Origin of the sequence: Tateyamaria armeniaca, assembly GCF_045797845.1 — a bacterium.
Taxonomy (GTDB): domain Bacteria; phylum Pseudomonadota; class Alphaproteobacteria; order Rhodobacterales; family Rhodobacteraceae; genus Tateyamaria; species Tateyamaria armeniaca.
Genome location: NZ_JBHDIY010000002.1, coordinates 1,451,593 through 1,476,656, shown reverse-complemented (window position 1 = coordinate 1,476,656; position 25,064 = coordinate 1,451,593). Strand labels below are relative to the sequence as shown.

The window sequence follows — 25,064 nt, the reverse complement described above, 5'->3', positions numbered from 1 at the left end:
CGCTTGGCAAAGGGGCGCGGCCCCCTTAGATGGGTGATATGGGAAAGAACAGATTTCACGAGGGCGGTGGCCCGTCACAGCGCCAGCTTCGTGTGGCAGAACTGATCCGGCGCACGCTGGCCGAAGTGCTGGCGCGCGGCGATGTGCACGACCCCGAGTTGAACACTATGTCGATCACTGTTGGCGAGGTGCGCACTTCGCCCGACCTCAAGATCGCGACGGCCTATGTCCTGCCACTTGGCGGGCAGGGTCAGGACGACGTGCTCAAGCTGCTGGCCCGCAACAAAGGCGAATTGCGCCGCGCGGTGTCCAAAAAGCTGGCGTTGAAGTTTGCACCCGATTTGCGCTTTCAGCTGGATGAGACGTTCGACCGGATGGATGATACGCGCCGCATGCTGGAACAGGACGACGTGCGCCGGGACACCGACGCATGATACGTGCCGCCCTGTTGGCGCTGCTGATCTGGGCAGCACCGGCGTGGGCGGTGGCATGTGAAGACATTCGCCACGACGAGATCGGCTACACGATCTGCACGGTCGATCTGCATTCCGAGGACCTGCGCCTTTTTCTTTATACCGACAGCGGCGCGCCCTTTCGGCAATTCAGCGCTGTTGAACGGCACTTGCAGACCGAAGGTTTGCGCCTTGGCTTTGCGATGAACGCGGGCATGTATCACGACGATCGCGCGCCTGTGGGCCATTATGTCGAAGACGGCCAGGAGGTCATGCGCGTGATCCCCAATGCAGGCCCGGGCAACTTTGGGCTGCTGCCCAACGGGATCCTGTGCATCCGACCGGGGCGTGCGGATGTGTTCGAGACTTTGCGCTATGTGGATCAGGCACCGGAGTGTACCTACGCCACGCAATCTGGCCCGATGCTGGTGATCGACGGCGCGCTGCATCCGCGTTTCCTGCCTGACAGCACGTCGCGCTACATCCGCAATGGCGTGGGCACCAGCGCGGACGGAAAGACTGCGATCTTTGCGATCTCAGACAGCCCGGTGACATTCCATGAATTCGGTCGCCTTTATCGTGATCATCTCAAGCTACCCAACGCGCTGTTTCTTGATGGAAACATCTCGCGGCTTTATGCGCCCGACCTCAATCGCAGCGATATCGGGTTTTCCCTCGGACCGATCATCGGAACCGTCGAGCCTTTGGCGCGTTAAACGCATCGCGGGGATATCCCGCCGCAATGCTAAGGCTGCCTGATGTCCCAATCCCTGAACGATCAATCCGTGGGCCGCGCCCTGTTCCGCGTCTCTGCCCCGATGAGCATCGGCATCTTCGGAGTGCTGCTGGTGGGGCTGGCTGACGCCTTCTTTCTGGCGCGCTATGGGGATTTTGCGCTGACGGCGGTCGGGTTCATCTATCCGGTCATCATGACGCTGACGTCACTGTCCATCGGGCTGAGCGCGGGGACCAGTTCGGTGGTCGCCCAGGCTCTGGGCCGGGGTGAGGACGAGGGCAAGCAGCGCATGACGCTACACGCGATGATGCTGGGGCTTGGCCTGTCAACGACCGTGGCAGTGTTGTTTTACGCCGCAGCGCCGTGGTTGTTCGGGCTCATGGGTGCCTCTGGCAAAGTGCTGGACGCCGTGATGGCTTACATCCTGTGGTGGAGCCTCAGCTTTCCCTGTCTGGTCGTCGCACAGTCCCTCAATTCGGTGTTTCGCGCCGCAGGTCGATCTGAAGTCACCGCAATCACGATGGTCGGGCAGGCAATCATCAATATCGCACTGACGCCTCTGCTCATCTTCGGCTGGGGTTTTGTGCCTGAACTGGGCGTTGCGGGGGCGGGCATGGCCACATTTCTTGCCCGCGTCATCGGCTTTGTCGGGGTAATCGCCTACGCAACGTGGCATCGCGACATCTGCCTTGATCTGAACCCGTTCAAAGGGTTTGGGACATCCGCCCGAAAAATCGGTCGCGTTGCGGCACCTGCGTCCCTGTCAAACGCCATCAATCCCGGTGGTATGGCCGCCGTAACCGCCGCCGTTGCCGTTGTGGGTGATACTGCCGTTGCGGGATTTGGCGCAGCCACCCGGGTGCAATCACTGCTGTTCCTGCCCATGCTTGCCCTGTCAGCAGGCATCGGCCCGGTGGTCGGACAAGCATGGGGGGCAGACAAAACCGAGAGGGCGCAGAAATCAGTGCGCCTGACGTTCATCGCCTGCGTGGTCTATGGCGTCGCCCTCGGGATCGTTCTGTTGTTCTTTGCCAAGCCCATTGCCGCGCTGGTCGCCGACAACGATGCCGCGGCAGAATATGGCGCGCATTACCTGCGTTTCGTCGGCTTGTCGTTTTTCGGCTATGGCGTTCTGATCACCGGCAACGCTGCCATGAATGCGCGCGACCGGGCCATGTGGTCGATGGGGCTGAGCGCGGCGCGCATCACGCTGATCTATATCCCGTTCGCATGGGTTGGTGTGCTTGTGTTTGGTTACACGGGCATAATTGCGGCCGCGGTGCTTGCCAACGTTCTGGGGGCGTGGGGGGCCGTGGTGGCCTGTCGTGCGGTCGGCCTGTTGGGCAGCGATGCCCCCGGAATTGGCGGCCCGGCCAAGGCGGCCCGCGCGGCAGCCTCCGGCGATTGACAAAGCGTCTGTGCGTCAGCTAGGCGACACCTCTCGCAAGGACATAGATTGAGGGCAGGCGCATATGGGCCGCACACGCAAAGGGCGCGATATCTCGGGCTGGCTGGTCATCGACAAACCTGCCGGGCCGACATCCACGGCGGTGGTGAACAAGGTTCGCTGGGCGCTGGGAGCCAAAAAGGCGGGCCATGCGGGCACCCTTGATCCGGACGCCACGGGCGTTTTGGCCGTCGCCCTTGGTGAAGCGACCAAGACTGTGCCCTACATCACCGATGCGCTCAAAGCATACAGATTCACTGTGCGCCTGGGTCAATCCACCAACACAGACGATGCCGAAGGCGAAGTGCTGGACACATCCGACACCCGCCCGACAGACGAACAGATCAAGGCCGCGCTTGGCGCTTTTGTCGGCGATATCATGCAAGTGCCGCCCAAATTCTCAGCCGTCAAGATCGATGGTGAGCGCGCCTACAAACTGGCCCGCAGCGGCGAAGATGTAGACATCGCCGCACGCCCGCTTTGGGTCGAGGAACTGATCATGACAGACCGCCCGGACGCAGATCATGTCACCCTTGAAATGACCTGCGGCAAGGGTGGGTATGTGCGCTCCATCGCCCGCGATCTGGGCGCTGCGTTGGGTTGTTTTGGCCATGTGCGGGAATTGCGACGCATCTGGTCGGGGCCTTTCGATGCAGACGAGGGCGTGAGCATGGAACAGGTCGAGGCGCTGGCGCACACGCCCGATCTTGACGCCCATTTGCGCCCCGTGGCCGAGGGGCTCGTCGATCTGCCCGAGCTCAAAGCCACAACGGAAGGCGCCACACGGATGCGCAACGGCAACCCCGGCATGGTCCTGGCCTCGGACGTTGAATACGGAGACGAGGCCTGGGCCTCACTTGACGGCGTTCCTGTTGCCGTGGGCCGCTACAAGGCCGGAGAATTGCACCCGTCTCGCGTGTTCAATCTCTGACGTTGCCCTTCGGCCTCGCCGCCAATTGTTACAAAAAACGGCCTTCGATCAGCCCTGCGTGAGGTGTCTTTCGATTTGGAACCACATGGTCCATATTCGACCTATCAGACACACCACACCCTTCAGGGAGACACCAAAATGACCCAAGTCACACTCCGCACCATTGGCACCGTCCTCACCGCAGGCGCGTTCGCTACCATCGCCTTTGACGCCTTCGGGCAGGCGCTCAGCCCGCTCTTTGGCTATGCGAAACTTGCGCCTGTCGGCCTCGCCGGTGCATCGCTCAAGGCGATCTTCGGGGCGAACCCATCAGGGGCTGCACATTTGCTGCACACGCTCACCGGTCTCGTTTTCTATGCTGTTGGGTACTTTGCGATTGCACGCCCCATCCAATTGACGGTCGCACCGCGCCTACACTGGTCCGTCACGGCCGTAGCCTACGGTGTCGCCCTTTGGGTCTTTGCGTTGTACGTCATGGCGCACCTTGTGACCGGCAACAAACCCTTCCTCGGCTGGACTGGCATTACGTGGGTCGCGCTGTGGGGTCACATCGTCTACGCCCTTGTCGCTGCCGCAATCATGGAAGCCAAAGGCGCTGTCCTTGACCTGCGCAGGGAAGCACACGCCATTCCCGCGGAATAACGACCAAGTCGCGCCACAAAAGGCCGCTCCATCGTCGGGGCGGCCTTTTCTTTGCGTTGCGCAGCTTTCGTCACGCTGGCACAACGCGCGCATGATCACCCGCACACATACCAAAGGCGACGCGCCATCCACTGCGATCTATTCGGATTGCGAAAACTACCGCTACAGCCTGACCCGGGTCTGGGATGCGTCGGGGCGCCGGGTGAACTTCGTCATGCTCAACCCGTCAACCGCTACAGAAGTTCAGAACGACCCCACGGTCGAGCGCTGCGAAAGGCGGGCGCGGACACTCGGGTTTGGCAGCTTTGCGGTGACCAACATCTTTGCCTGGCGCGACACCGATCCTAAGGCCATGCGCGCCGCGGCGGACCCGATTGGCCCGGACAATGACGCGGCCATTCTGGAACGCGCCGCATGGGCAGACGAAGTAATTGCCGCGTGGGGCACACATGGCGCGCATCTGGATCGCGGCGCGCAGGTTGCAACACTGCTGCACAGTACGGCGCGCCCGCTGTTTCATCTGGGGCTGTCCAAAGCCGGGCACCCGAAACATCCCCTTTACCTGCCGTACTCTCAGTCTCCGGAGCGTTGGTCAGAAGCGGCAGTGACGCCTTAATTGGGCGTTAACCAGTTGATATGAAACGCTTTGATTTGAGGTCGCGCATAGGCCTATATGTCCCTCCGGGCAATTCGCCCTTGGATGGGATGATGCCATGCTGTGGCTTGCGGGATTGATGGGATTGTTGGCGGTTGGTGCACTCGGTGTGATCGACATGGACGGCGATTCCAAGGATGAAGCGCAAGAGGATGAGGCGAGGGACACGCCAGACACCGAAACCGAAGATGCAGGTGACGAGGATACAGACGACGATGACGTCGCCCCGACCCCCGTACAAACCCTCGTAACACCTGACCCCGCAAATGTGGGCACCGATGCAAATGACCTGCTCTACGGGTCCGAAACCAACGATGTGATCCAAGGTGGCGAGGGCAATGACAGCATTCAGGGCGTCGATGGCGATGACACATTGGCCGGAGACGAGGGCAACGACACAATCTATGGCGGCAGCGGTGACGACTCGCTGACGGGTGGCGCGGGCGACGACTCCTTGCATGGGTCTGCAGGTGATGACGTCGCCCTTGGCGGCGACGGTGACGACGCAGTGCATGGCGGTCTGGGGTCGGACAGCTTGTCAGGCGGCGCGGGCGAGGACACGCTGTTTGGCGGCTGGGGCAATGATCTGCTGAACGGGGTCGAAGACGACCCGGAAACAGAAGCAGTCGATGATACGGACGAAGGTGACTACCTGAACGGCGGTGGCGGCGACGATGTGATCATCGCCGGCAATGACGACACGGTCACATCCGGTGACGGCGCGGATACGATCGTCGGAGGCAGCTGGATCACTGAAGGGCACGCGATGGACATCATCGATTTCGATGCAGCCGACGACAACATCCTGCTAATCTACGAAGACGACGCCGAGGTGCCCGACATCAGCCTGCAGGCGAACCCTGATGATCCGCAGGTGATGCAGGTGTTCATGGACGGGGTGGTCGTGGCCAACGTACTGGACGGCGCACATATCTCGATCGAGGATATTTCAATCATGCCGCTCAGCCTTGCGCAATCGGCCGGGATGGCACCGGCCTGATACTGCAGCGTTTGCCGCTAAGCCCGTTGAAATTAGGCTTTGCCATCCATCTGATTCTTTCCTATACGCGCGCATCCCCGGCTTGCGCCGGTATTTGGCCCCGTGCTGGACGACATCCCGGCCGGCGGCGTCTCACTCTAACGCACAAAGGAGAACCCGATGTCGATTACTGCTGAAGAAAAAGCACGCGTCATGAAAGAATTCGCAACCAAAGAAGGCGACACAGGCTCGCCCGAAGTTCAGGTTGCAATCCTGTCCTCGCGTATCGCAACGCTGACAGAGCACTTCAAGACACATAAGAAAGACAACCATGGCCGCCGCGGCCTGCTGAAAATGGTTGCCCTGCGCCGCAAGCTTCTGGACTACACCAAAGCCAAGGACGAAGCGCGCTATCAGGACCTGATCAAACGTCTGGGCCTGCGCCGCTAAGCGCACGTACCCTAAAACAAACCCTGAAAAAACCGCGCCCTAGAGCGCGGTTTTTTTGTGACAGTCGCACATTGAGATTGGCAGCATTGTTTTCAATCCACTCTGCGGCCATGCTTGCCCCACTCAACTTCCCATCAGGACATACCCCCAATGCGCAGCACCAAGACCATTCACGTCGTGTCCTGCCATGCCGAGGGCGAGGTGGGTGATGTCATCGTCGGCGGTGTCGCCCCGCCACCCGGCGGCACGCTCTGGGAGCAGCGCAACTGGATCGCACAGGACCAGACCCTGCGCAATTTCGTCCTGAACGAACCGCGCGGCGGCGTCTTTCGGCACGTGAACCTGCTGGTGCCCCCCAAACATCCCGACGCGCAAATGGGCTGGATCATTATGGAGCCGGAAGACACACCGCCCATGTCCGGTTCCAATTCGATTTGTGTTTCCACCGTGCTGCTGGACAGCGGCATAATTCCCATGGTCGAACCGGTGACCGAGATGGTGCTTGAAGCGCCCGGCGGGTTGATCCGGGTGCGCGCGGACTGCCGCGATGGTAAGGCCCAGAGCATCACAGTGCAGAACCTGCCATCCTTCGCGGGCGAACTTGACTGTGAACTGGATGTGCCGGGTCTGGGCAAACTGGTAGTCGATACTGCCTATGGCGGCGACAGTTTCGTGGTTGTGGACGCCGCCGCTCTCGGCTTTGGGCTGACAGCGCATGAGGCCAGGCAGATCGCTGAACTGGGCGTGCGCATCACCAATGCCGCCAACACGCAACTGCGGTTTCACCACCCGGAGAATGCGGAATGGAGCCATTTTTCGTTCTGCCTGTTCGCCGGTCCTCTCGAACGGAAGGATGATCACCTGCACACGAGCGCGGCTGTGTCGATCCAGCCGGGCAAGGTGGATCGTTCACCTACAGGGACGGCATTGTCGGCGCGCATGGCGCTGTTGCATGCATCGGGTCAGATGCAAGTCGGTGATAGGTTGACGGCGCATTCGATTATCGGATCGCAGTTTCATGGCCGGATTTGCGGCACCACGACGGTGGGCGAACGCCCCGCAATCATCCCCGAAATCACGGGCCGCGCGTGGATCACCGGCACGCACCAGCACATGCTGGACCCCGACGATCCCTGGCCCCAAGGCTATCGCCTGACCGACACGTGGCCGTCCTTCGGATCACAGTCATAGCCACCTGCCCGGGTCCGGCATTACCTTTTCAGGTACATGCCCCAATTGTGCTGGGGCGCAAAGCCAACCAACTGCTTGGCCTTGGCGTTGGAATAGAACGTCTCACGCACGCCCATGTCGGCCACTGGCACTCCGTCGTAGTACCGCGCGACCAGCGCATCCGTATCCAGCGCCACCGAATGATCGTCATTGGCGACGTTGAACACTTCGAACCCCAGCCCGTCAGTATCGAGGCAACATTGCACCATCTGCCCCAGATCGCGCGCATCGATATAGGCAAAGAAGTTTCGCAGGCGCAGGTCCGGGTTGTAGATATAGGCCGGGAAGTCCGTTTCGTATTCGTGCGGCTCAATCACGTTGTTGATCCGCAAGCCATAGATGTCCGCGCCCGAGCGGCGCTGGAAACTGCGCGCCGTCACCTCGTTGCACACTTTGGACATGGCATAGCTGTCTTCGGGGATCACCGGATGCTCTTCATCCAGCGGCAGGTAGTCGGGCTTGCGCTCTCCGTCCGCGAAACAGATGCCATAGGTGGTTTCGGACGAGGCAAAGATGATCTTGCGCACGCCCATTTTCAGGGCCGCATCAATCACGTTGTAAGTGCCCAACGTGTTGGTGCGGTAGCATTCCGCATCCCCCGTCACGAGGATGCGCGGGACGGCGGCGAAATGCACAACGGCATCAAATGACGGCACACCGGTGCCCGGCACCAGCTCGTCAAATCCCGCATAACTGTTCATGACATCATAGACTTGGCCAAGGTCGGTCATATCGCCAAGGCGATCATCGACGCCTTCCATACCCAGCGGCACGCGGTCAAAATTCACCACCCGGTGTCCCTGATCCCGCAAATAGGCGCAGGCGTGCCGCCCGGCCTTGCCCGACCCACCCGTAAACAAAATACGCATATGTCACCCCTTTCGTTTGCGCGAACATACAGCGCACGCGCCCATGGACCACCCCGGCGCGCGCGCTAATTTCGCACGTATGAGTGATCTTCCCCGCCTTGCCCTGTCAGTGCGCCAGCCATCGGCCTGGGCCATCATCGCTGGGCACAAACCAATCGAAAACCGCACATTGGGATCGATCCGCGCCGGGCGGATGGGGCCGGGCCGCATTGCACTGCATGCGGCGGCAGGGCTGAAAGAAGAAGAGTTCCGATATCTTTACTGGCGTCTGGGCAAGCATGGTGTGCAATGCCCGCACCCGTTGGAGTTGCCACGTGGCTGCATCATCGGCTCGGTCGAGGTGACGGGCATCATCACTGAATCGCGCAGCGAATGGTTCGGTGGGCAGGCGGGGCTGACCCTGAAAGACCCAATGCCCTGCGATCCAATCCCCTGCCCCGGCGCGCTTGGGTATTTCGAGTGGGCACCGGGGGGTACCCTCGCCACTCCGGCCAAATGGATGCTGAACTGGGGTGCACCAAGCAGCGGTGCCGGGACGGATGACATGTTTCCCGACGCCCCGATTGCCTTTGCCAAACCTCCGCAAAAACCATGGGGCTAAGCGCGCATACGCCACACGTCACTGCGCTTTCAATTGAGTGCAAACTGCTGTATGCGCGCACAATCTGAAAGCATGGCGCCCGGACCTCAGCGCCCGCAAAAGAAGATACAGGGGTCAGGGGGAATACGCCCCCTATGCAAATGGCCAACGGGCCAACACAGGAAACATAGATGTTCAACGAAGTGAAAAAATCGATGCAGTGGGGCGAAGAAACGCTCACACTGGAAACAGGCAAGGTCGCCCGTCAGGCAGACGGGTCAGTCATTGCCACGCTGGGCGAAACCAGCGTCATGGCGAACGTGACGTTCGCGAAAAAACCCAAGCCCGGTCAGGACTTCTTTCCCCTGACTGTCCACTATCAGGAAAAATACTATGCCGCGGGCAAGATCCCCGGCGGCTTCTTCAAGCGTGAGGCGCGGCCCACCGAGAAAGAAACCCTGACCGCCCGTCTGATTGACCGTCCGATCCGGCCCCTGTTCGTCTCCGGCTTCAAACACGAAGTGCTGGTGATGTGTACTGTTCTGTCCCACGATCTGGTCAACGATCCCGACATGGTTGCGATGATCGCGGCCTCTGCGGCCCTGACCATCTCGGGTGCCCCCTTCATGGGTCCGATCGGTGGCTGCCGCGTTGGTTTCGAGGATGGCGAATACGTTCTGAACCCAACCGTCGACGACATGCAGGACCTGCGCCTGAACCCCGAACAGCGCCTTGATCTGGTTGTTGCGGGCACCAAAGACGCCGTGATGATGGTTGAATCCGAAGCCTACGAACTGTCCGAAGCAGAAATGCTTGGTGCGGTGAAATTCGCCCACGAGCAAATCCAGCCCGTGATCGACCTGATCATCGCGCTGGCCGAAGATTCCGCGAAAGAGCCGTTCGACTTCCAGGCACCTGACTATTCTGACCTGTCCGCAGCCGTCAAAGCCGCTGGCGAAGAGCAGATGCGGGCCGCATTCGCAATCTCCGACAAGCAAGAGCGTACCACAGCCGTGGCAGAGGCGCGTACCGCGATCCTTGAGGCGTTGACCGAAGAGCAGGTCGAAGACCCCAACCTCGGTTCCGCCCTCAAAGGTCTTGAGGCGTCGATCCTGCGCGGTGACGTTGTCAAAACCGGCACCCGCATCGACGGTCGTAAAACGGATGAAATCCGTGACATCGTGTGCCAGACGGGCCTCCTGCCCCGCACACACGGCTCGGCCCTGTTCACCCGTGGTGAAACACAAGGCCTCGTCGTGACCACGCTTGGCACCGGTGATGATGAACAGTTCATCGACGCCCTGCACGGCAACTTCAAATCCAACTTCCTGCTGCACTACAATTTCCCCCCTATTCGGTGGGCGAAGCGGGTCGCGTGGGCCCTCCCGGCCGTCGCGAAATCGGTCACGGCAAACTGGCATGGCGCGCATTGCAAGCCGTGCTGCCAGCCAGCACCGACTTCCCCTACACCGTGCGTCTGGTTTCAGAAATCACCGAATCCAACGGCTCGTCCTCGATGGCTTCTGTCTGCGGCGGTTCGCTGTCGATGATGGACGCCGGTGTGCCGCTGAAATCGGCAGTGGCCGGTGTGGCCATGGGTCTGATCCTGGAAGACGACGGGTCCTACGCGATCCTGTCGGACATCCTGGGTGACGAAGACCACCTTGGCGACATGGACTTCAAAGTGGCGGGGACCGAAAACGGGATCACGTCGCTGCAGATGGACATCAAGGTTGCAGGGATCACACCCGAGATCATGGAAAAAGCACTGGCACAGGCCAAGGACGGGCGGATGCACATCCCGGGCGAGATGGCGAAATCCATCACGGGTGCGGCCGAGTTCTCTGAACACGCGCCACGGATCGAAACCATGCAGGTGCCAACGGATAAAATCCGCGAAGTCATCGGGTCGGGCGGTAAAGTGATCCGCGAAATCGTCGAAGTGTCGGGCGCCAAGGTCGACATCAACGATGACGGCATCATCAAGATCGCATCGCCTAATGGCGAGTCGATCAAGAAAGCCTACGACATGATCTGGTCCATCGTCGCCGAGCCCGAAGAGGGCGCGGTGTATACCGGGACAGTCGTCAAGATCGTGGATTTCGGTGCCTTCGTGAACTTCTTTGGCAAGCGCGACGGTCTCGTGCACGTCAGCCAGATCGAAAACCGCCGCCTGAACCATCCTTCGGACGTGTTGAAGGAAGGCCAGGAGGTCAAAGTCAAGCTGCTCGGCTTTGATGATCGCGGCAAGGTCCGCCTGTCGATGAAAGTCGTCGATCAGGAGACGGGTGAAGAGATCAAGAAAGAAGAAGCGGCGGAAGGCTAAGCCCTTTTCCGCGCGCGAGATGAGGGCTCCGGTGGAAACGCCGGGGCCTTCTTGTTTCCAGGGCCGACCTGTGATTTCAGACCCCCATCCAATGCAAGGTCCACGATGCCTGACCCATCTGACATCCAGATCATCACGGTTGCCTATAACAGCACCGCTGTGATCGGCGACATGCTGGCCAGCGTGCCCGCCGGGGTCGAGGTCGTGATCGTGGACAATGCCAGCACTGATGCAGAGGCCCTGCACGCACTGGCCCAAGCCCATGGCGCGCGCGTTGTCACCAATGACACCAATCGCGGCTTTGGCGTGGCCTGCAATATCGGGGCCGCCGTCGGCGACAGCCAATTCCTGTTTTTCCTCAATCCTGATGCGCAGATGCAGCCCGGCTGCCTTGAAGGTCTGCTGGCCGCTGCCGAAGCGTATCCGGAGGCATCTTCTTTTTCGCCGCGCGTGTTGGACCGGCGCGGTCGACCTGCGTTTCGCCGCCGCTCGCGTTTGCTACCTAAGGCCGAATACTGGTCCGGCCCGCCACCTGAGGCGGATGCCGAGGTGCCGTTGCTGAATGGTGCGGCGGTCTTTGTGGCCCGCGCGCATTTCGAGGCTGTGGGCGGCTTTGATGAACAGATATTCCTTTATCACGAGGATGATGACCTGAGCCTGCGGCTCAAGGCTAAGTTCGGCCCTATCCGCCATGTCCACGGCGCCACCGTCACCCATGCCGAAGGGCATAGCACTGCGCGCACGCCTGCCACCGCCGCGTTCAAGGCCCGCCATATGGCCCAATCGGCGGTCTATACGATGCGAAAACACGAACGGCCCTTTGCCCGCGCGCAGATCATCGGCTGGGCGCTGCTGCAACTGGCCTCGCCCCTCACCCTGCTATCGGCGCGCAAACGGGCCAAGAACATGGGGTTCCTGCAAGGCGCCCTGCGGCCCATCAGCCCCAACGAAAAGTAGATTTCCCATGAAACTGCCCCCCTGTGGAAAGTGAAGCGAGAGATCTTTCGCATTGGGCGGTCGATCAAGGCCGCACCCGTCACGGCGGCGACCTTTCTGTTCAGCACGATCTATTATGACCGCGTGTTGTCGCGCAAACGCCGGGTCTGGGACGGCGCGCAGTCCTGGTCTGATCGGGTCGCGGTGTATGTGATCTATCCCTCGGACGGATTGCTGGCCACGCATCTGACCACCCTGCGCCATGTGGCCGCGAGCGGCTATGCGACTGTGGTCGTGTCCAACCTGCCCCTGTCCGACAGCGACCGGCAGCAGGTGCTGGACCTGTGCGTGTCCTATATCGAGCGTCCGAATTTCGGCTATGATTTCGGCGCCTATCGGGATGGCGTGCTGTCTGTCAGTGACCGCTTTGCCGACCTCACCCGCCTTGCGCTGTTGAACGATTCCGCGTGGTACCCGCTGCCCGACAAACGCAACTGGCTGCACGCCGCCGAAGAGATGGGCCATGATCTGGTTGGCGCGACGTCGAACTACGGAACGCCGCGCCACGATATCGCCGACTTCATGGATATCGAATGGAGTTATTCCGTTGACCATCGCAACTTTCACTACGGCTCCTTTGCGCTCAGCTTTGGACCGAAGATCCTGAAAGACCCTGCCTTTTTCAGCTTCTGGAAACGGATGCGGCTGGACAACAACAAGAAACGCGTGGTGCGGCGCGGCGAGATCGCGATGTCGCAATGGGTGGTGCAGCGCGGCTATACGCACCAGTGCATTTTTGACCCGGCAACCCTCGAAACCGCGCTGGATGCGCTGTCTGATGACCGCCTTGCCGAACTGACCAATGACATCATCCTGCCCGAGCATTTCCGCGCCATCGACGCCAAGCACAAGGTGCTGGAGATTTCGCCGACAGACCCCGAGCGGCGCACCGTCTTTACCAAGTTCATCCTGACATGCACGTCGCTGCAGGGCGCGTCCTATGCGTTGCCTGACCTCACGATCCTTGAAAAAGACTATCCGTTTTTGAAAAAGTCACCCCTGCGGCTGAGCAAGGACGGTGCGGACACCACCTTGCGCATCCTTGCCAAGATGTCCGGTCCGGATATCGACGACATCGTGGCCGAGGCCAAGGCGATCTACAATCCGCGCGCCGCACCACCGCCCAAGATGACCGGCCCGCCCAAAAAAGGCGGCTGACAGAAACTGCCGCAGCTATGGGCTTTGGTGCACCCTCGTGTTCAGGGGTACACCAGCGTCAAAGGTTTCTGCCTAACCCGGTGCCTTCGTCGTTCGCAGGTACGGCAGTACCTTCGTGAACTCACCAAACTTCGCCTTGGCATCCTCGTCCGACACAGTCGCGGGGATGATCACATCGTCGCCGACGTTCCAGTTCGCTGGCGTCGCCACCCCGTTGCCCGTCGACATCTGCAGCCCGTCCAGCGCGCGCAGCACTTCGGCAAAGTTGCGCCCGACAGTCATGGGATAGGTCATGGACAGCTTGAGCTGCTTGTCCGGGCCGATGATGAACACCGAACGCACTGTGGCGCTGTCGGCGGGCGTGCGGCCATCGGGCAGGTAGGCCTCAGCAGGCAGCATGTCGAAGGCTTTGGAGATTTCCAGCCCGTCATCGGCGATAATCGGGAAACCGGCAGGCGCACCGCCGACCTTTTCGATGTCGCCCTTCCATTTCTTGTGGTCTTCGACCCCGTCCACGGAGACGCCCAGCACCTTTGTGCCCCGCTTGGCCCATTCATCGGCCAGTTGCGCCACGGCACCGAACTCGGTGGTGCAGACCGGCGTGAAATCCTTGGGGTGGGAAAACAGGATGGCCCAGCTGTCGCCGATCCATTCATGCAGAGAAAACGTGCCCTGATCGGTTGTGACAGTCAGATCTGGGATCGTGTCGTTGATGCGCAAAGCCATGGTGGTCCTTTCGTCGTGTTCATTGTCCTTGGGCTACATCTAGTCGATGTCGGGCGCAGTTTCATCCCCTGTCTTGCCGCCGCTCACAACCGGTGTCACAGTCCGGTGCGAAACGTTTATCCAAAAGGGATCACCATGCTTGTCAAACGCGATTTCTACATCAACGGCCAATGGGTCGCCCCACTGAACGGCAGCGACCATCATGTGATCAACCCTTCGAGCGAAGAACCCTGCGCGACCATCTCGCTGGGCGGGGCAGAAGATGCGGATGCCGCCGTTGCTGCGGCCAAGGCGGCCTTGCCCGCCTGGATGCACACCGACCCGTCCGAGCGGATTGCGCTGGTGGAAAAGCTGATTGCCGCCTACGAGGCCCATGCCGAAGATCTTGCACAGGCCATGGCGACGGAAATGGGTGCGCCCATCGATATGTCGCGCTCCTCTCAGGTCGGTGCGGGCACGTGGCACCTCAAGAATTTCATCAGGGCAGCGAAGGAATTTCAGTTCAACCGCCCTCTTGGCGCTCATGCGCCAAATGACCGGATCATTTACGAACCCGTCGGTGTCGCCGCCCTGATCACACCGTGGAACTGGCCAATGAACCAGGTCACGCTCAAAGTCGGGGCCGCGGCAATTGCGGGCTGCACCATGGTCCTCAAACCGTCCGAAGAATCCCCGCTCAACGCGATGGTTTTTGCCGAGTTGATGGACGAGGCCGGCTTTCCTCCCGGTGTCTTCAACCTTGTGAACGGGGATGGCGCGGGCGTCGGCACGGCCCTTTCGGGGCACAAGGATGTCGACATGGTCAGCTTTACCGGCTCGTCACGCGCGGGCACGCTGATTTCGAAAAACGCCGCTGACACGCTGAAACGCGTGCATCTCGAACTTGGCGGTAAAGGCGCGAACCTGATCTTTGAAGATGCTGATGAAAAGGCGGTGAAACGCGGTGTGCTGCACATGATGAACAACACCGGCCAATCCTGCAATGCGCCGTCCCGGATGCTGGTGCAGCGCGGCATCTATGACCGCGTTGTGGACGAAGCGGCGGCTGTCGCAGACAAGGTCACCGTCGGCCCCGCCAGCGAAGAGGGGCGTCACATCGGCCCAGTCGTGAACGAGGCGCAGTGGAACAAGATCCAGGGACTGATCGAAAAGGGCATCAGCGAAGGCGCGCGGCTTGTCGCCGGTGGTCCGGGACGTCCCGAGGGGTTCAACAAGGGCTTTTACGTGCGCCCCACGGTGTTTGCGGATGTGAACAACGAAATGACCATCGCACGCGAGGAAATCTTTGGCCCCGTCCTGTCAATCATCCCGTTTGAGACCGAGGAAGAAGCCGTCGAGATCGCCAATGACACGGCCTACGGCCTCACCAATTACGTCCAGACGCAGGACCATGCGCGCGCCAATCGACTGGCGACGCAACTGCGTTCGGGCATGGTGGAGATGAACGGGACATCCCGCGCCGCAGGATCACCGTTCGGTGGCATGAAGCAGTCCGGCAACGGGCGCGAGGGCGGTGTTTGGGGGATCGAGGATTTCCTCGAAGTCAAAGCCGTGTCCGGCTGGGCGGCGGAGTAAGGTGGTCGGGCGGGGACAGCCCCGCCCACCTCGTTCGTTGCGTGGCTTAGCCTAGCTTTTCGACCAGAACCGTGTTGGCCTTCAACTCATTGATGTTGGGCAGCACCTGCACATCGCCATAAGCGGCCAATTGCGCGACCGCCTCTGCACTTTTGCGTTTGCGGATGTCGAGTAGGATGCGCCCGCCGGGCACGACCGCATCCCTGAAAAAGACAGCGTAAGTGGACCAGGGATAGTGAAAGCCGCAGGACAGGAAACTGACGGCCAGATCGGTCTTGGTGATCCGTGTCAGTTTGTTCTTGGACGGGTTGAACGTCTTGATCCGCTTCTTGGCAATGCCGTTGGAGGCGAGGAACGCGCGTGCTGTGTCGAGGTTGGAATAGGCGGCACCGCTGTCTTCGAAACCGAAGTGGCGATTGTCCGAGGATTCCAGATCGATCAGGTTGACCTTGCAGTCGTAGTCCTGCGCCAGAAAAAGATCGAAAAAGCCATATCCGCAGCCGATATCGGAAATTTCGGCTGGTGGTTTCGCATCCAAAATCGGACGCAGGGCTTCGTATTCGGAGTAGATGAGCCCGGCCGCACGCTTCACCAGTTCCTCGGTGCCGATGCTGTCGATCAGATCCAGAAGCGGCTGGTGCTCGCCTTCGACCCACGCGCTGATCGAGCGGTTTCGGGCACTCTTGCTGTCGATGATCTGCGATCTTTGCAGCACGAGGTTAAGGGCATCATCACGCGAGAATGCGGATGTATCCAGACTGTCGATGCGGCTGGATCCCGGCATCTTTTGAGCGGTGGATTGCATAAACAGTGTTCTGCTCCGTTTTTTGCGGCTTGGACCGTCGCCTCGTGACCTTTGGCCGCGCAGATTGTGGCGACCCTTTTCTTGTTGTTTGAGCGGAATCTATTGGGACACGGCCATTTGCACAACAGATTGTTGCGGGTTCAGAACGGTGCTGTCACGCGGAATTTCATCATGCGCGCGGAATCCGGGTGTTTGATCCGCAACTCTTCGGAATGCAGCATCAGTCGGTCAAAGTCCTGCGCAGGTCCCGTCGCATAGAAGGGATCGCCGAGTATGGGATGGCCCAGCGCTTGCATATGAACCCGAAGCTGGTGGCTGCGCCCCGTTTTCGGCATCAGCCGCACACGGGTTTCGGTTTCACTGTCGCGCAGCACCCGCCAGTCAGTCACCGCCGGTTTGCCGTTTTCTGGGTCCACATGTTGTTTGGGCCGGTTTGGCCAGTCCACGATCAGGGGCAGATCAACCCGTCCGGTCTTGGGGGTCAGCCGCCCCCAGACCCTTGCGACATATGTCTTTTTCGCCGCACGCAGTTCGAATTGTTTGGACAGGAATCGCTGGGCATGCGGCGTCAACCCGAACACCATCACCCCGCTTGTGTCCCTGTCCAGCCGATGCACCAGCAGCGCCTGCGGCCACACCGCCTGCACCCGTGCAATCAGGCAATCAGCCAGATGTTCGCCCTTGCCCGGCACGCTCAGCAGGCCGGATGGTTTGTTCACCACCAGCATCTCGGCGTCCTCGTGCAGCACGTCCAGCGGGTCCTGCGGGGGGCGTAGTCGTCGCTCATGCCTTCGCCTGTCAAATGTGCGATGCCAAGGCAAGCCCTATCACGTTCCGGCGATGTGCCCGATGATCTGTTGCGCGGTCAAATCCCCCATGTTCTCTGGACGTTATGAAATTTTTGATTGTCCTGCTTCTGACCCTGCCCACTCTTGCGTCCGCCGAATGCGGACCCGATGCGCCCTGTGAAATCGATGGTGGCAGCTATCACATGATTGACGCGGACGGCGGGAAGGTGGGCAAGCCGGCGCTTGTCTTTCTTCACGGGCACAACGCCACCGGCCAGATGATTTTCCGGGGCGGCATCAAGGCTGATTTCGCCGATACGGGCTATGTCGTCATTGCGCCCAACGGCACGCCCATTGACGGGCGACAAACCCGCCGCTGGGCTGGTCGGGAGGGCGGCGAGCGTGATGATGTCGATTTTGTCCTCAATGTGATCGAAGATGCGCAAACCAGGGCCTCGATCGACCCCGCGCGCATCTATGTCGCCGGATTTTCCGCAGGCGGTTCGATGGCGTGGCTCATGGCCTGCAAGGCGGCAGAACAGTTTGCGGGCTTCGCCTCCGTCTCTGGCGCGCTGCGCCAACCGAACGACACGACCGACTGCCCGTCCACGCCGGTGCGGTTTCTGCATATCCATGGCTTTGGCGACAATCAGGTGCCGTTCGAAGGGCGTACCATCCGGGACTGGCATCAGGGCAGCGTGTGGGACAGTCTGCGCCTTGCCCGCACCGCCAACCAGTGTCGCAGCCATCCTGACACCATCGACGTCGGCGCGCGGTTTCGCTGCCGAGACTGGAATGACAGTTGCGGCGCCGGTGCGATCAAATTCTGTGAACATGATGGCGGCCACGGGCTGCCCCGCGGTTGGACCATGCTGGCGCGCGATTGGTTCGAGGCAGGTTAGACGGCAGGTCTGCGCTGTGGCCGCATCTGGCGAAACATCGACACGGAATAGATCACCAGCGCAGCCCAGATCATCGGAAACGCGATCATGCGCGCCTGTCCAAAGGGCTCCTTGAACACCAGAACGGCGCACAGAAAGATCATCGTGGGTGCGATGTATTGCAGGATCGCGATGGTGGTCAGCCGCAGCCCCTTGGCCCCGTTTGCATAGCAGATGAGCGGGATGGCCGTCACCGCCCCGCAGCCCAGCAGCAGCCACGTGGTACCTGCATCCCCGATCATAAACTGCCCCTGCCCGTTCAGGCCCAGCCATGTGACATAGGCGACCGCGGGAACGAACAGGATCAGCACCTCAAGCAGGAAGCCCTGGTTCGGGCCGATGGGAAGCTGTTTTTTCGCAAGGGCATAAAACCCCCACGAGACTGTCAGGCCAAGGGCGGCCCATGGCACGGTGCCTGCCGAGATCGTCAGCACGGCCACGGCGCACGCTGCAAGCGCGATGGCCACCAGTTGCGCGCGCGTCAGACGCTCGCGCAGCAACAGCGCGCCGAGCGCCACCAAGAACAATGGGTTGATGTAGTAGCCAAGGGCTGCCTCCAGCGCCCGATCCGACGTGATCGCCCAGACATAAATGCCCCAGTTGACCGTAATCAGGGCGGCCGTCACACAGCCCATCGCAAGCGTGCGCGGGCTGCGCAGGGCCGCGCGCAGATCGCCTGTCCGCCCCAATATGATCAGCAAACCAGCCGCAATCGGCACAGACCAGATAATGCGATGCGCAACGACTTCGGCGGCGCTGATGTGGCTGAGCATCTTCATGTACAGCGGGAGGAACCCCCAGAACACATAAGCGCTGACCGCGAACATCAATCCGCGTGGGGTATCTCCATCTGCTTGCGACATGTGGGGCGTCCTTTCGGATCACCCCTAGCACCCGATGCGGGCAGCGTCACGCCTTCACGCGATCCGATTTCGGATCGTACATGGGTTTGAGGGAAACCTCGGCCTTTACCCGTGTGCCCGCCACGTCGATCTCGTAACCCGATGCCAGAACATCCGCCGCCGTCTGGCCCTTGCAAGGTACGTATCCGAGGCCCATCGCACCGCCCAGGGCGTGCCCATAGGCGCCCGAACTCAGATAGCCGACAATCTGCCCATCCCGCACAATCGGTTCGTTGTGATACAGCAATGGCTCGGGGTCCGTCAGCTTGAACTGCACCATGCGGGTGTCCAACCCCTCGTCCTGTTTGCGCAGCACTGCGTCACGCCCGATAAAGGATGGCTTGTCCTTTTTCACGGCAAAGCCGAGGCCTGCCTCAAGCACATGATCCTCACAGGTGATGTCGTGCCCGAAGTGGCGGAACCCTTTTTCGATCCGGCAGGTGTCCATCATGTGCATGCCGCACAGCTTGAGGCCCATGCCCTGCCCTGCGTCGTGAAGCGTCTCGAACACGTGACCGCATTGGTCGGCGCTGACATAGACTTCCCACCCCAACTCACCCACGTATGTCACGCGGTGGATGCGGGCTTGTCCCATGCCAATCTCGATCTCTTGGGCTGTGCCAAAGGGGTTCACCTCATTGGACAGGTCCGCGGGCGACACGGCATTGAGCAGATCGCGGGCGCGGGGGCCCATAACGGCCAGCACGCCTTCGCCAGCCGTTACGTCGGTGATCACCACGTTGAAGTCGCCCACATTGCGCTGCATCCACGTCTGATCCGCCAGACGCGTCGCCGCTGGGGTCACCACCAGATAAGCAGTTTCGGTCAAACGGGTGACGGTCACGTCCGCTTCGATCCCGCCACGGTCGTTCAGGAACTGGGTATAGACGATCTTGCCATTCGGCACCGAATAGTTGCCACCACCCACATAGTTCAGGAACGCCTCGGCATCGCGCCCCTCGACGCGGATTTTGCCGAAGGACGACATATCGTACATGCCCACGTTCTCGCGCACGGCCATGTGTTCCTCGCGCACGTTGTCGAAAAAGTTCTGACGTGACCAGCTGTATTCGTATTCCGGTGTCTGGCCCGCGCGGGCGAACCAGTTGGCGCGTTCCCAACCTGCAAGTTCACCCATCACCGCACCGCGTTCGATCAGATGGCTGTGGAAGGGCGTGCGCCGCACGCCGCGCGCGGTCGCCTTTTGGCGGTAGGGGAAGTGGTCAGCATAGAGCAGGCCAAGAGTCTCGGTAGAGCGCGCAGCAAGGTAGGTTTTGTTGCCCATGAACGGCTGCATGCGACTGATGTCGACATCGCCCAGGTCGAACGGTTTCGCCCCGTCCTGCATCCATTGCGCCAGTGCCATCCCCGCGCCCCCCGCCGACTGGATGCCGATGGAATTGAAGCCGCAGGCGACCCAGACATTGTCCATCTCGGGTGCAAGGCCAAGGTGGTAGGCGTCGTCGGGTGTGAAGGACTCGGGCCCGTTGAAGAACGTGTGAATCCCGGCCTCTGCCAGCATCGGCATCCGGTTCACCGCCGCTTCGAGGATCGGTTCAAAGTGATCGAAATCTTCGGGCAGTTGGTCGAATTCAAAATCCTTCGGGATGCCATCCACCGCCCAAGGCTTGGCGTTCGGCTCGAACGCTCCCAGCAGCATTTTCCCTGCATCTTCCTTGTAATAGGCGCATTCGTCGGGCACCCGCAGGACGGGCAATTGTTGCAGGCCAGTGATCGCCTCCGTCACGATGTAAAAATGCTCGCAGGCTTGCAGCGGCACGTTCACGCCCGCCATGCGCCCGACTTCGTGCCCCCACATGCCTGCACAGTTGACCACGTGGTCGCAGGCGATGTGACCGCTTGAGCCGTCCTCTCCCTGCCAGTCGACGCCGGTGACGCGGCGGACATCCCGCGCGATATGCGTGACTGCGACCCGCTCCTGCACCTTCGCCCCGCCTTGCCGTGCACCCTTGGCCAATGCCAGCGCGATGTTTGCCGGATCACCCTGTCCGTCGAGCGGAAGGTAGACGCCCCCGGTCACGTCCTCGATATTGAGATGTTCGTAGCGGCCCTTGATTTCGTCGGGCGAGGCTTCCTCGACCTCGACCCCGAAGGCGCGCGCCATGGCGGCCTGCCTGCGCAGTTCCTCAAGCCGTTCGGAGGTGAGGGCCGCGGTGATCGACCCTACGCGTTTGAAGCCTGTGGCCACGCCGGTTTCCGCTTCGAGGTTGCCGTAAAGCTCCTGGCTGTACTTGGCGAGCTTGGTCATATTGGCCGTGGCACGCAGTTGCGCGATGAGGCCCGCAGCATGCCATGTGGTGCCCGAGGTCAACTGCTTGCGTTCGAGCAGCACCACATCTTTCCACCCGAGTTTCGTCAGGTGATAGGCGACGGAACATCCGATCACACCACCACCGATGATGACAACGCGGGCTTGGGACGGCAGATCAGGCATGGTGGAAATCCTCAGACGATGATGTGACCCGCGGCACGCAGGCGGGTGGCGATTTCGGCAATGTGGGCGGGGCCAACCTCGCAGCAGCCCCCCACGATGGTGGCCCCGGCATCGACCCAACCCATGACGTGATCGGCATATGCGGCAGGGGTAAAGTCGCGGCGCGTGCGAAGTGCATCGACGGTTGGTTTGTCTTTCAAAAACCCGGGCGCAATCTGTTCGAACCCATTGGCGTAGGCCCCGAACGGAAGCGTCGTGCTCTTGATCTCGTGAATTGCGGTTGTGATTGCCTCGGGTGCCGCGCAGTTGATCAGCAGCGCGGCGGCTTTTTCTTCGGCGATGGGCAGGACGTCTGCCACCAGTTCGCCCGAGCGCAGGTGCGTTCCGTCCGTATCCTTGACGGTCATGGCCAGCCAGACCGGTTTGCCGGACGTCACCGCCGCTGCCAGAACGTCACGGGCGTGGGCCAGCGACGCGACCGTTTCGCAGATCACGAGATCGCAGCCTTGCGCCAACAGTTGTGTCACTTCGCTGAAGATCGCAACTGCGGTTTCGGGATCGGGATGCAGGTCGGGCCGGTAGCTGGCGCGCAGCGGGCCGATGGCCCCGGCGATCCGCCCTGATCCATGTGAATCGCGCGCCGCCTCTGCCTCGGCAAGCGCCTTGCCGTAAAGATCAGGCAGGTGCCCTTCAAGGTCGGACCCCTCGATCCTGTCGTGATGCAGCGCGTAGGTGTTGGCAGTGGCCACTGTTGCCCCGGCAGCAAAGAAATCGGCATGAATGGCCTGGACCAGTCCAGGGTGGTCCTGCATCACCCGCGTTGACCACATGGCCGTCGGGGTGTCGCCGGAGCGCCGCACAAGTTCCTGCCCCATGCCGCCATCCAAGAGGGTTATATCTGCCATTGATCCGCTTCCTTACGCTGCCGGAAACCAACGTGATGTCCGGTGCGCTGTCCGTGTCGGAATTCGATCACGCTCGCAAGCGCGCATTTTCAGGATCCCAGAGCGGCTGATCGGGCTGGACAGTTGCCGTGCGCCGTTCGCCAAAAATCTCGACTTCGAGTTTTTGACCCGGTTTTGCCAGTTCTGTCTTGACCACGCCCAAGGCAACTGATGCCCCGATGCGGTAACCCCATGCCCCCGATGTCGTTTCCCCCACAACCGTGTCCCCGTTCCAGATCGTCGACATGTAAGGCGCGTCCTGATCCCCGGCGTCGACCAGCAGCGTGACAAACCGTTTCTTTGATCCCTGCTGTTTCTCGTTCATCAGGGCGGCCTTGCCCGGGAAATCCTGCGGTTTGTCCAGTTTGACGAAACGGTCCAACCCGCCCTCGAACAGGGTGTAGTCGGTGGACAGATCCCCCTTCCACGCGCGGTACCCTTTTTCGATGCGCAACGCGTTGAGCGCATACATCCCGAACGGGATCGCCCCTGCTGCGCGCACCGCTTCATAGAGCGCGGGGATGTCGGCGTTCTTGGCATGTATCTCCCAGCCCAATTCACCTGCAAAACTGACCCGCGCCAGCATGCAGGGCACGCCTGCGACTGTCGCACTTTGGTGGCTGAGCCATGTGGCGTGCAGGTCAGACTCGGTTCCCATGGCCTGAAACGCGTTGCGCGAATCCGGGCCGCAGACAATCAGGGTGCTGAATTCAGTTGTATGGTCCGTGAGGCTCAGCCCCTCTGGCAGGCCCGCTTTCAGCACTTCGAAATCGTGCCATTGCGCATTGGCCGCCGTGATCAGGGTAAAGTCATCTTCGTCGTGCCGGATCAGCGACATCTCGGTCAGGATACGGCCCCGGCTGTCTGCGAAATAGCCAAGGTTCATGCGCCCGGCCTTGGGCAGACCACCGGTGATACGGCCACGCAGGTGTTCTGCGGCCCCTGTACCTGTCAGTTTGAAGCGTGAAAAGCCGGGCAGGTCCAGAACACCGATGCTGTCGCGCACCGCTTCGCATTCTTCCTTGACGCGCTGCGTCCACGGCCCCTGACGATCCCATGTGTGCGTTGCCTCTTCGGACGTGTCATCGCCGTCCTTGGCGAACCAGTTGGCCCGTTCCCAACCGTTATAGGCCCCCATGACCCCGCCCAGTTCGAGCACCTTGTCGTGGACGGGCGACAGTTTCTTGTTCCGCCCGGCAGGCCATTCGTGATGCGGGAAGTGCATGGCATATTCGTGGCCGTAGGTTTCCAGCGCCTTGGCCAGGGAATAGTCGTGATCGGCATAATCCGTATAGCGGCGCGGATCGACGGCCCACATGTCCCACTCGGTTTCGCCGTGCATGATCCATTCCGACAGCACCTTGCCTGCACCGCCGCCCTGCGCGATGCCGAAGGTAAAGCAGTGCCCTTCGAACGCGTTTTTGACCCCTGGCATCGGCCCCAGCAGGGGCAAGCCGTCGGGTGCGTAGGGGATCGGGCCGTTGATGTTGCGCCCTACACCGGCGGTGCCAAGTGCCGGCACACGTTCCATCGCGTCCTCGATGTAGAACTCAAGCCGCTCCAGATCGTCGGGGTAAAGCTGGAAACTGAAGTCCTCGGGCATTGGATCGTCCGGCGTGATCCAGTGCGCCTTGCAATTGCGTTCATAGGGTCCGAGGTTCAGGCCGTTCTTGTCCTGCCGCAGGTAATAGCTGATGTCCACGTCGCGGATGATGGGCAGCTTGTGGCCTTTTTCCTTGGTCCATGCAGCGATTTCGGCAATCTCATCCGTCAGGAAATACTGGTGAGACATGACGACCATCGGCACGGTGCGCCCGCCAAAGGGTTTGAACATCTCGCCCACGCGTTGCGCGTAGTAGCCCGCGCAGTTCACCACGAATTCGCAGCGGATGTCGCCCTTGTCCGTTTTCACAATCCACTCGTCGCCGTCCCGATCGATGCCCGTTGCGGGGCAGAACCGTTCGATCCGCGCACCTGCATCCCGCGCGCCCTTGGCCATGGCCTGGGTCAGTTGCGCCGGGTCGATGTCCCCATCCAGCGGATCCCACATCCCACCCATGATGTCGTGGGTTTCCATGAACGGGTGATGTTCCTGCATCTCTTTCGGCGTGAGGATCGGCATGTCGAGGCCCTGATAACGGCCCATGCCCGCCACCCGTTCAAATTCCTGCATCCGCTCTTTGGAATGCGCGAGGCGCAGTGACCCGGTGACATGGTAGTTCATCGGATAATCCACATCCGTCGCCAGCGTCCGATACATTTCGAGCCCGTAACGCTGCATGTTCAGGATCGCCCAGGACCCCGAGAAGTTGGGGCAGTTGCCCGCTGCGTGCCACGTGCTGCCCGCCGTCAACTCGTTCTTTTCCAGCAGAACGCAGTCTTTCCAACCCGCCTTGGCCAGATGGTAAAGGGTGGAAGTGCCCACCGCGCCGCCGCCGATGATGACCACGCGGGCCGTTGTCGGGAAATCGCTCATG

General features: G+C 61.0%; 22 protein-coding genes and 1 pseudogene. 15 read left to right on the top strand and 8 right to left on the bottom strand.

Going from position 1 to position 25,064, the window contains the following annotated elements; genetic code table 11:
* The first annotated feature begins 38 nt into the window (after positions 1-38).
* The 9 genes from rbfA to ACERZ8_RS07305 all read left to right on the top strand — a co-directional run bounded on the left by rbfA (position 39) and on the right by ACERZ8_RS07305 (position 7,483).
* A complete protein-coding gene (rbfA, locus tag ACERZ8_RS07345; protein ID WP_407591578.1) occupies positions 39-434 on the top strand; it encodes a 30S ribosome-binding factor RbfA in 396 nt (131 codons plus the stop codon).
* Positions 431-1,168 carry a phosphodiester glycosidase family protein gene (locus ACERZ8_RS07340; RefSeq protein WP_407591577.1) on the top strand — a complete coding sequence of 246 codons (738 nt, stop codon included), beginning with the start codon at positions 431-433 and terminating at the stop codon, positions 1,166-1,168. Before rbfA ends, ACERZ8_RS07340 begins: the two co-directional genes overlap by 4 nt.
* 42 nt (positions 1,169-1,210) lie before the next feature.
* Positions 1,211-2,596, top strand: coding sequence for an MATE family efflux transporter (locus ACERZ8_RS07335; RefSeq protein WP_407591575.1), 1,386 nt, complete (start codon positions 1,211-1,213; stop codon positions 2,594-2,596).
* A 64-nt stretch (positions 2,597-2,660) separates the two neighbouring features.
* Complete coding sequence (gene truB, locus ACERZ8_RS07330) at positions 2,661-3,566, top strand: tRNA pseudouridine(55) synthase TruB (RefSeq protein WP_407591573.1); 906 nt, start codon at positions 2,661-2,663, stop codon at positions 3,564-3,566.
* 138 nt (positions 3,567-3,704) lie between these two features.
* Positions 3,705-4,208: a hypothetical protein gene (locus ACERZ8_RS07325; protein WP_407591571.1), complete on the top strand. Its 504-nt coding sequence runs from the start codon at positions 3,705-3,707 to the stop codon at positions 4,206-4,208.
* Between the two features lie 91 nt (positions 4,209-4,299).
* Positions 4,300-4,824 carry a DUF1643 domain-containing protein gene (locus ACERZ8_RS07320; RefSeq protein ID WP_407591570.1) on the top strand — a complete coding sequence of 175 codons (525 nt, stop codon included), beginning with the start codon at positions 4,300-4,302 and terminating at the stop codon, positions 4,822-4,824.
* Positions 4,825-4,921: 97 nt separating this feature from the next.
* Positions 4,922-5,863: a calcium-binding protein gene (locus tag ACERZ8_RS07315; protein WP_407591568.1), complete on the top strand. Its 942-nt coding sequence runs from the start codon at positions 4,922-4,924 to the stop codon at positions 5,861-5,863.
* Between the two features lie 159 nt (positions 5,864-6,022).
* A complete protein-coding gene (gene rpsO, locus ACERZ8_RS07310; RefSeq protein WP_108839422.1) occupies positions 6,023-6,292 on the top strand; it encodes a 30S ribosomal protein S15 in 270 nt (89 codons plus the stop codon).
* Positions 6,293-6,442: 150 nt separating this feature from the next.
* Complete coding sequence (locus tag ACERZ8_RS07305) at positions 6,443-7,483, top strand: trans-3-hydroxy-L-proline dehydratase (RefSeq protein WP_407591567.1); 1,041 nt, start codon at positions 6,443-6,445, stop codon at positions 7,481-7,483.
* Positions 7,484-7,503: 20 nt separating this feature from the next.
* Here the strand turns inward: ACERZ8_RS07305 and ACERZ8_RS07300 are convergent, their stop codons facing one another.
* Positions 7,504-8,391 carry an NAD-dependent epimerase/dehydratase family protein gene (locus ACERZ8_RS07300; protein WP_407591565.1) on the bottom strand — a complete coding sequence of 296 codons (888 nt, stop codon included), beginning with the start codon at positions 8,389-8,391 and terminating at the stop codon, positions 7,504-7,506.
* Positions 8,392-8,470: 79 nt separating this feature from the next.
* On the opposite strand from ACERZ8_RS07300, the gene ACERZ8_RS07295 reads away from it, so the two are divergent.
* The 4 genes and pseudogenes from ACERZ8_RS07295 (at position 8,471) to ACERZ8_RS07280 (ending at position 13,451) form a co-directional block, all read left to right on the top strand.
* Positions 8,471-8,992: an ASCH domain-containing protein gene (locus ACERZ8_RS07295; protein ID WP_407591563.1), complete on the top strand. Its 522-nt coding sequence runs from the start codon at positions 8,471-8,473 to the stop codon at positions 8,990-8,992.
* Between the two features lie 170 nt (positions 8,993-9,162).
* Positions 9,163-11,297: pseudogene (gene pnp / locus ACERZ8_RS07290) on the top strand (polyribonucleotide nucleotidyltransferase).
* 105 nt (positions 11,298-11,402) lie between these two features.
* Positions 11,403-12,254, top strand: coding sequence for a glycosyltransferase family 2 protein (locus ACERZ8_RS07285; protein WP_407591561.1), 852 nt, complete (start codon positions 11,403-11,405; stop codon positions 12,252-12,254).
* A 30-nt stretch (positions 12,255-12,284) separates the two neighbouring features.
* Positions 12,285-13,451: a rhamnan synthesis F family protein gene (locus ACERZ8_RS07280; protein ID WP_407591559.1), complete on the top strand. Its 1,167-nt coding sequence runs from the start codon at positions 12,285-12,287 to the stop codon at positions 13,449-13,451.
* 72 nt (positions 13,452-13,523) lie between these two features.
* On the opposite strand, the gene ACERZ8_RS07275 is transcribed toward ACERZ8_RS07280, so the two are convergent.
* Complete coding sequence (locus ACERZ8_RS07275; RefSeq protein WP_407591557.1) at positions 13,524-14,177, bottom strand: peroxiredoxin; 654 nt, start codon at positions 14,175-14,177, stop codon at positions 13,524-13,526.
* Positions 14,178-14,312: 135 nt separating this feature from the next.
* On the opposite strand from ACERZ8_RS07275, the gene ACERZ8_RS07270 reads away from it, so the two are divergent.
* Positions 14,313-15,752 carry an aldehyde dehydrogenase family protein gene (locus tag ACERZ8_RS07270; protein WP_407591556.1) on the top strand — a complete coding sequence of 480 codons (1,440 nt, stop codon included), beginning with the start codon at positions 14,313-14,315 and terminating at the stop codon, positions 15,750-15,752.
* A 46-nt stretch (positions 15,753-15,798) separates the two neighbouring features.
* Here ACERZ8_RS07270 and ACERZ8_RS07265 read toward each other — a convergent pair whose 3' ends face one another.
* Both ACERZ8_RS07265 and ACERZ8_RS07260 read right to left on the bottom strand, forming a co-directional pair.
* Entirely contained in the window at positions 15,799-16,557 is a 759-nt protein-coding gene (locus tag ACERZ8_RS07265) for a class I SAM-dependent methyltransferase (protein ID WP_407591554.1), read from the bottom strand.
* 140 nt (positions 16,558-16,697) lie between these two features.
* A complete protein-coding gene (locus ACERZ8_RS07260; protein ID WP_407594201.1) occupies positions 16,698-17,285 on the bottom strand; it encodes an RluA family pseudouridine synthase in 588 nt (195 codons plus the stop codon).
* A 164-nt stretch (positions 17,286-17,449) separates the two neighbouring features.
* Here ACERZ8_RS07260 and ACERZ8_RS07255 point away from each other — a divergent pair, with 164 nt between their 5' ends.
* A complete protein-coding gene (locus ACERZ8_RS07255; RefSeq protein ID WP_407591552.1) occupies positions 17,450-18,247 on the top strand; it encodes an alpha/beta hydrolase family esterase in 798 nt (265 codons plus the stop codon).
* Here the strand turns inward: ACERZ8_RS07255 and rarD are convergent.
* The 4 genes from rarD to ACERZ8_RS07235 form a co-directional block, all read right to left on the bottom strand.
* Complete coding sequence (rarD, locus tag ACERZ8_RS07250; protein WP_407591551.1) at positions 18,244-19,149, bottom strand: EamA family transporter RarD; 906 nt, start codon at positions 19,147-19,149, stop codon at positions 18,244-18,246. The genes ACERZ8_RS07255 and rarD overlap by 4 nt on opposite strands.
* A gap of 46 nt (positions 19,150-19,195) precedes the next feature.
* Positions 19,196-21,643 (bottom strand): GcvT family protein, encoded by a 2,448-nt coding sequence (locus tag ACERZ8_RS07245; protein WP_407591549.1) that lies wholly within the window; start codon positions 21,641-21,643, stop codon positions 19,196-19,198.
* 11 nt (positions 21,644-21,654) lie between these two features.
* Complete coding sequence (locus ACERZ8_RS07240; RefSeq protein WP_407591548.1) at positions 21,655-22,548, bottom strand: homocysteine S-methyltransferase family protein; 894 nt, start codon at positions 22,546-22,548, stop codon at positions 21,655-21,657.
* Between the two features lie 67 nt (positions 22,549-22,615).
* Complete coding sequence (locus ACERZ8_RS07235) at positions 22,616-25,063, bottom strand: GcvT family protein (RefSeq protein ID WP_407591547.1); 2,448 nt, start codon at positions 25,061-25,063, stop codon at positions 22,616-22,618.
* Between the last annotated feature and the right edge of the window lies 1 nt (position 25,064).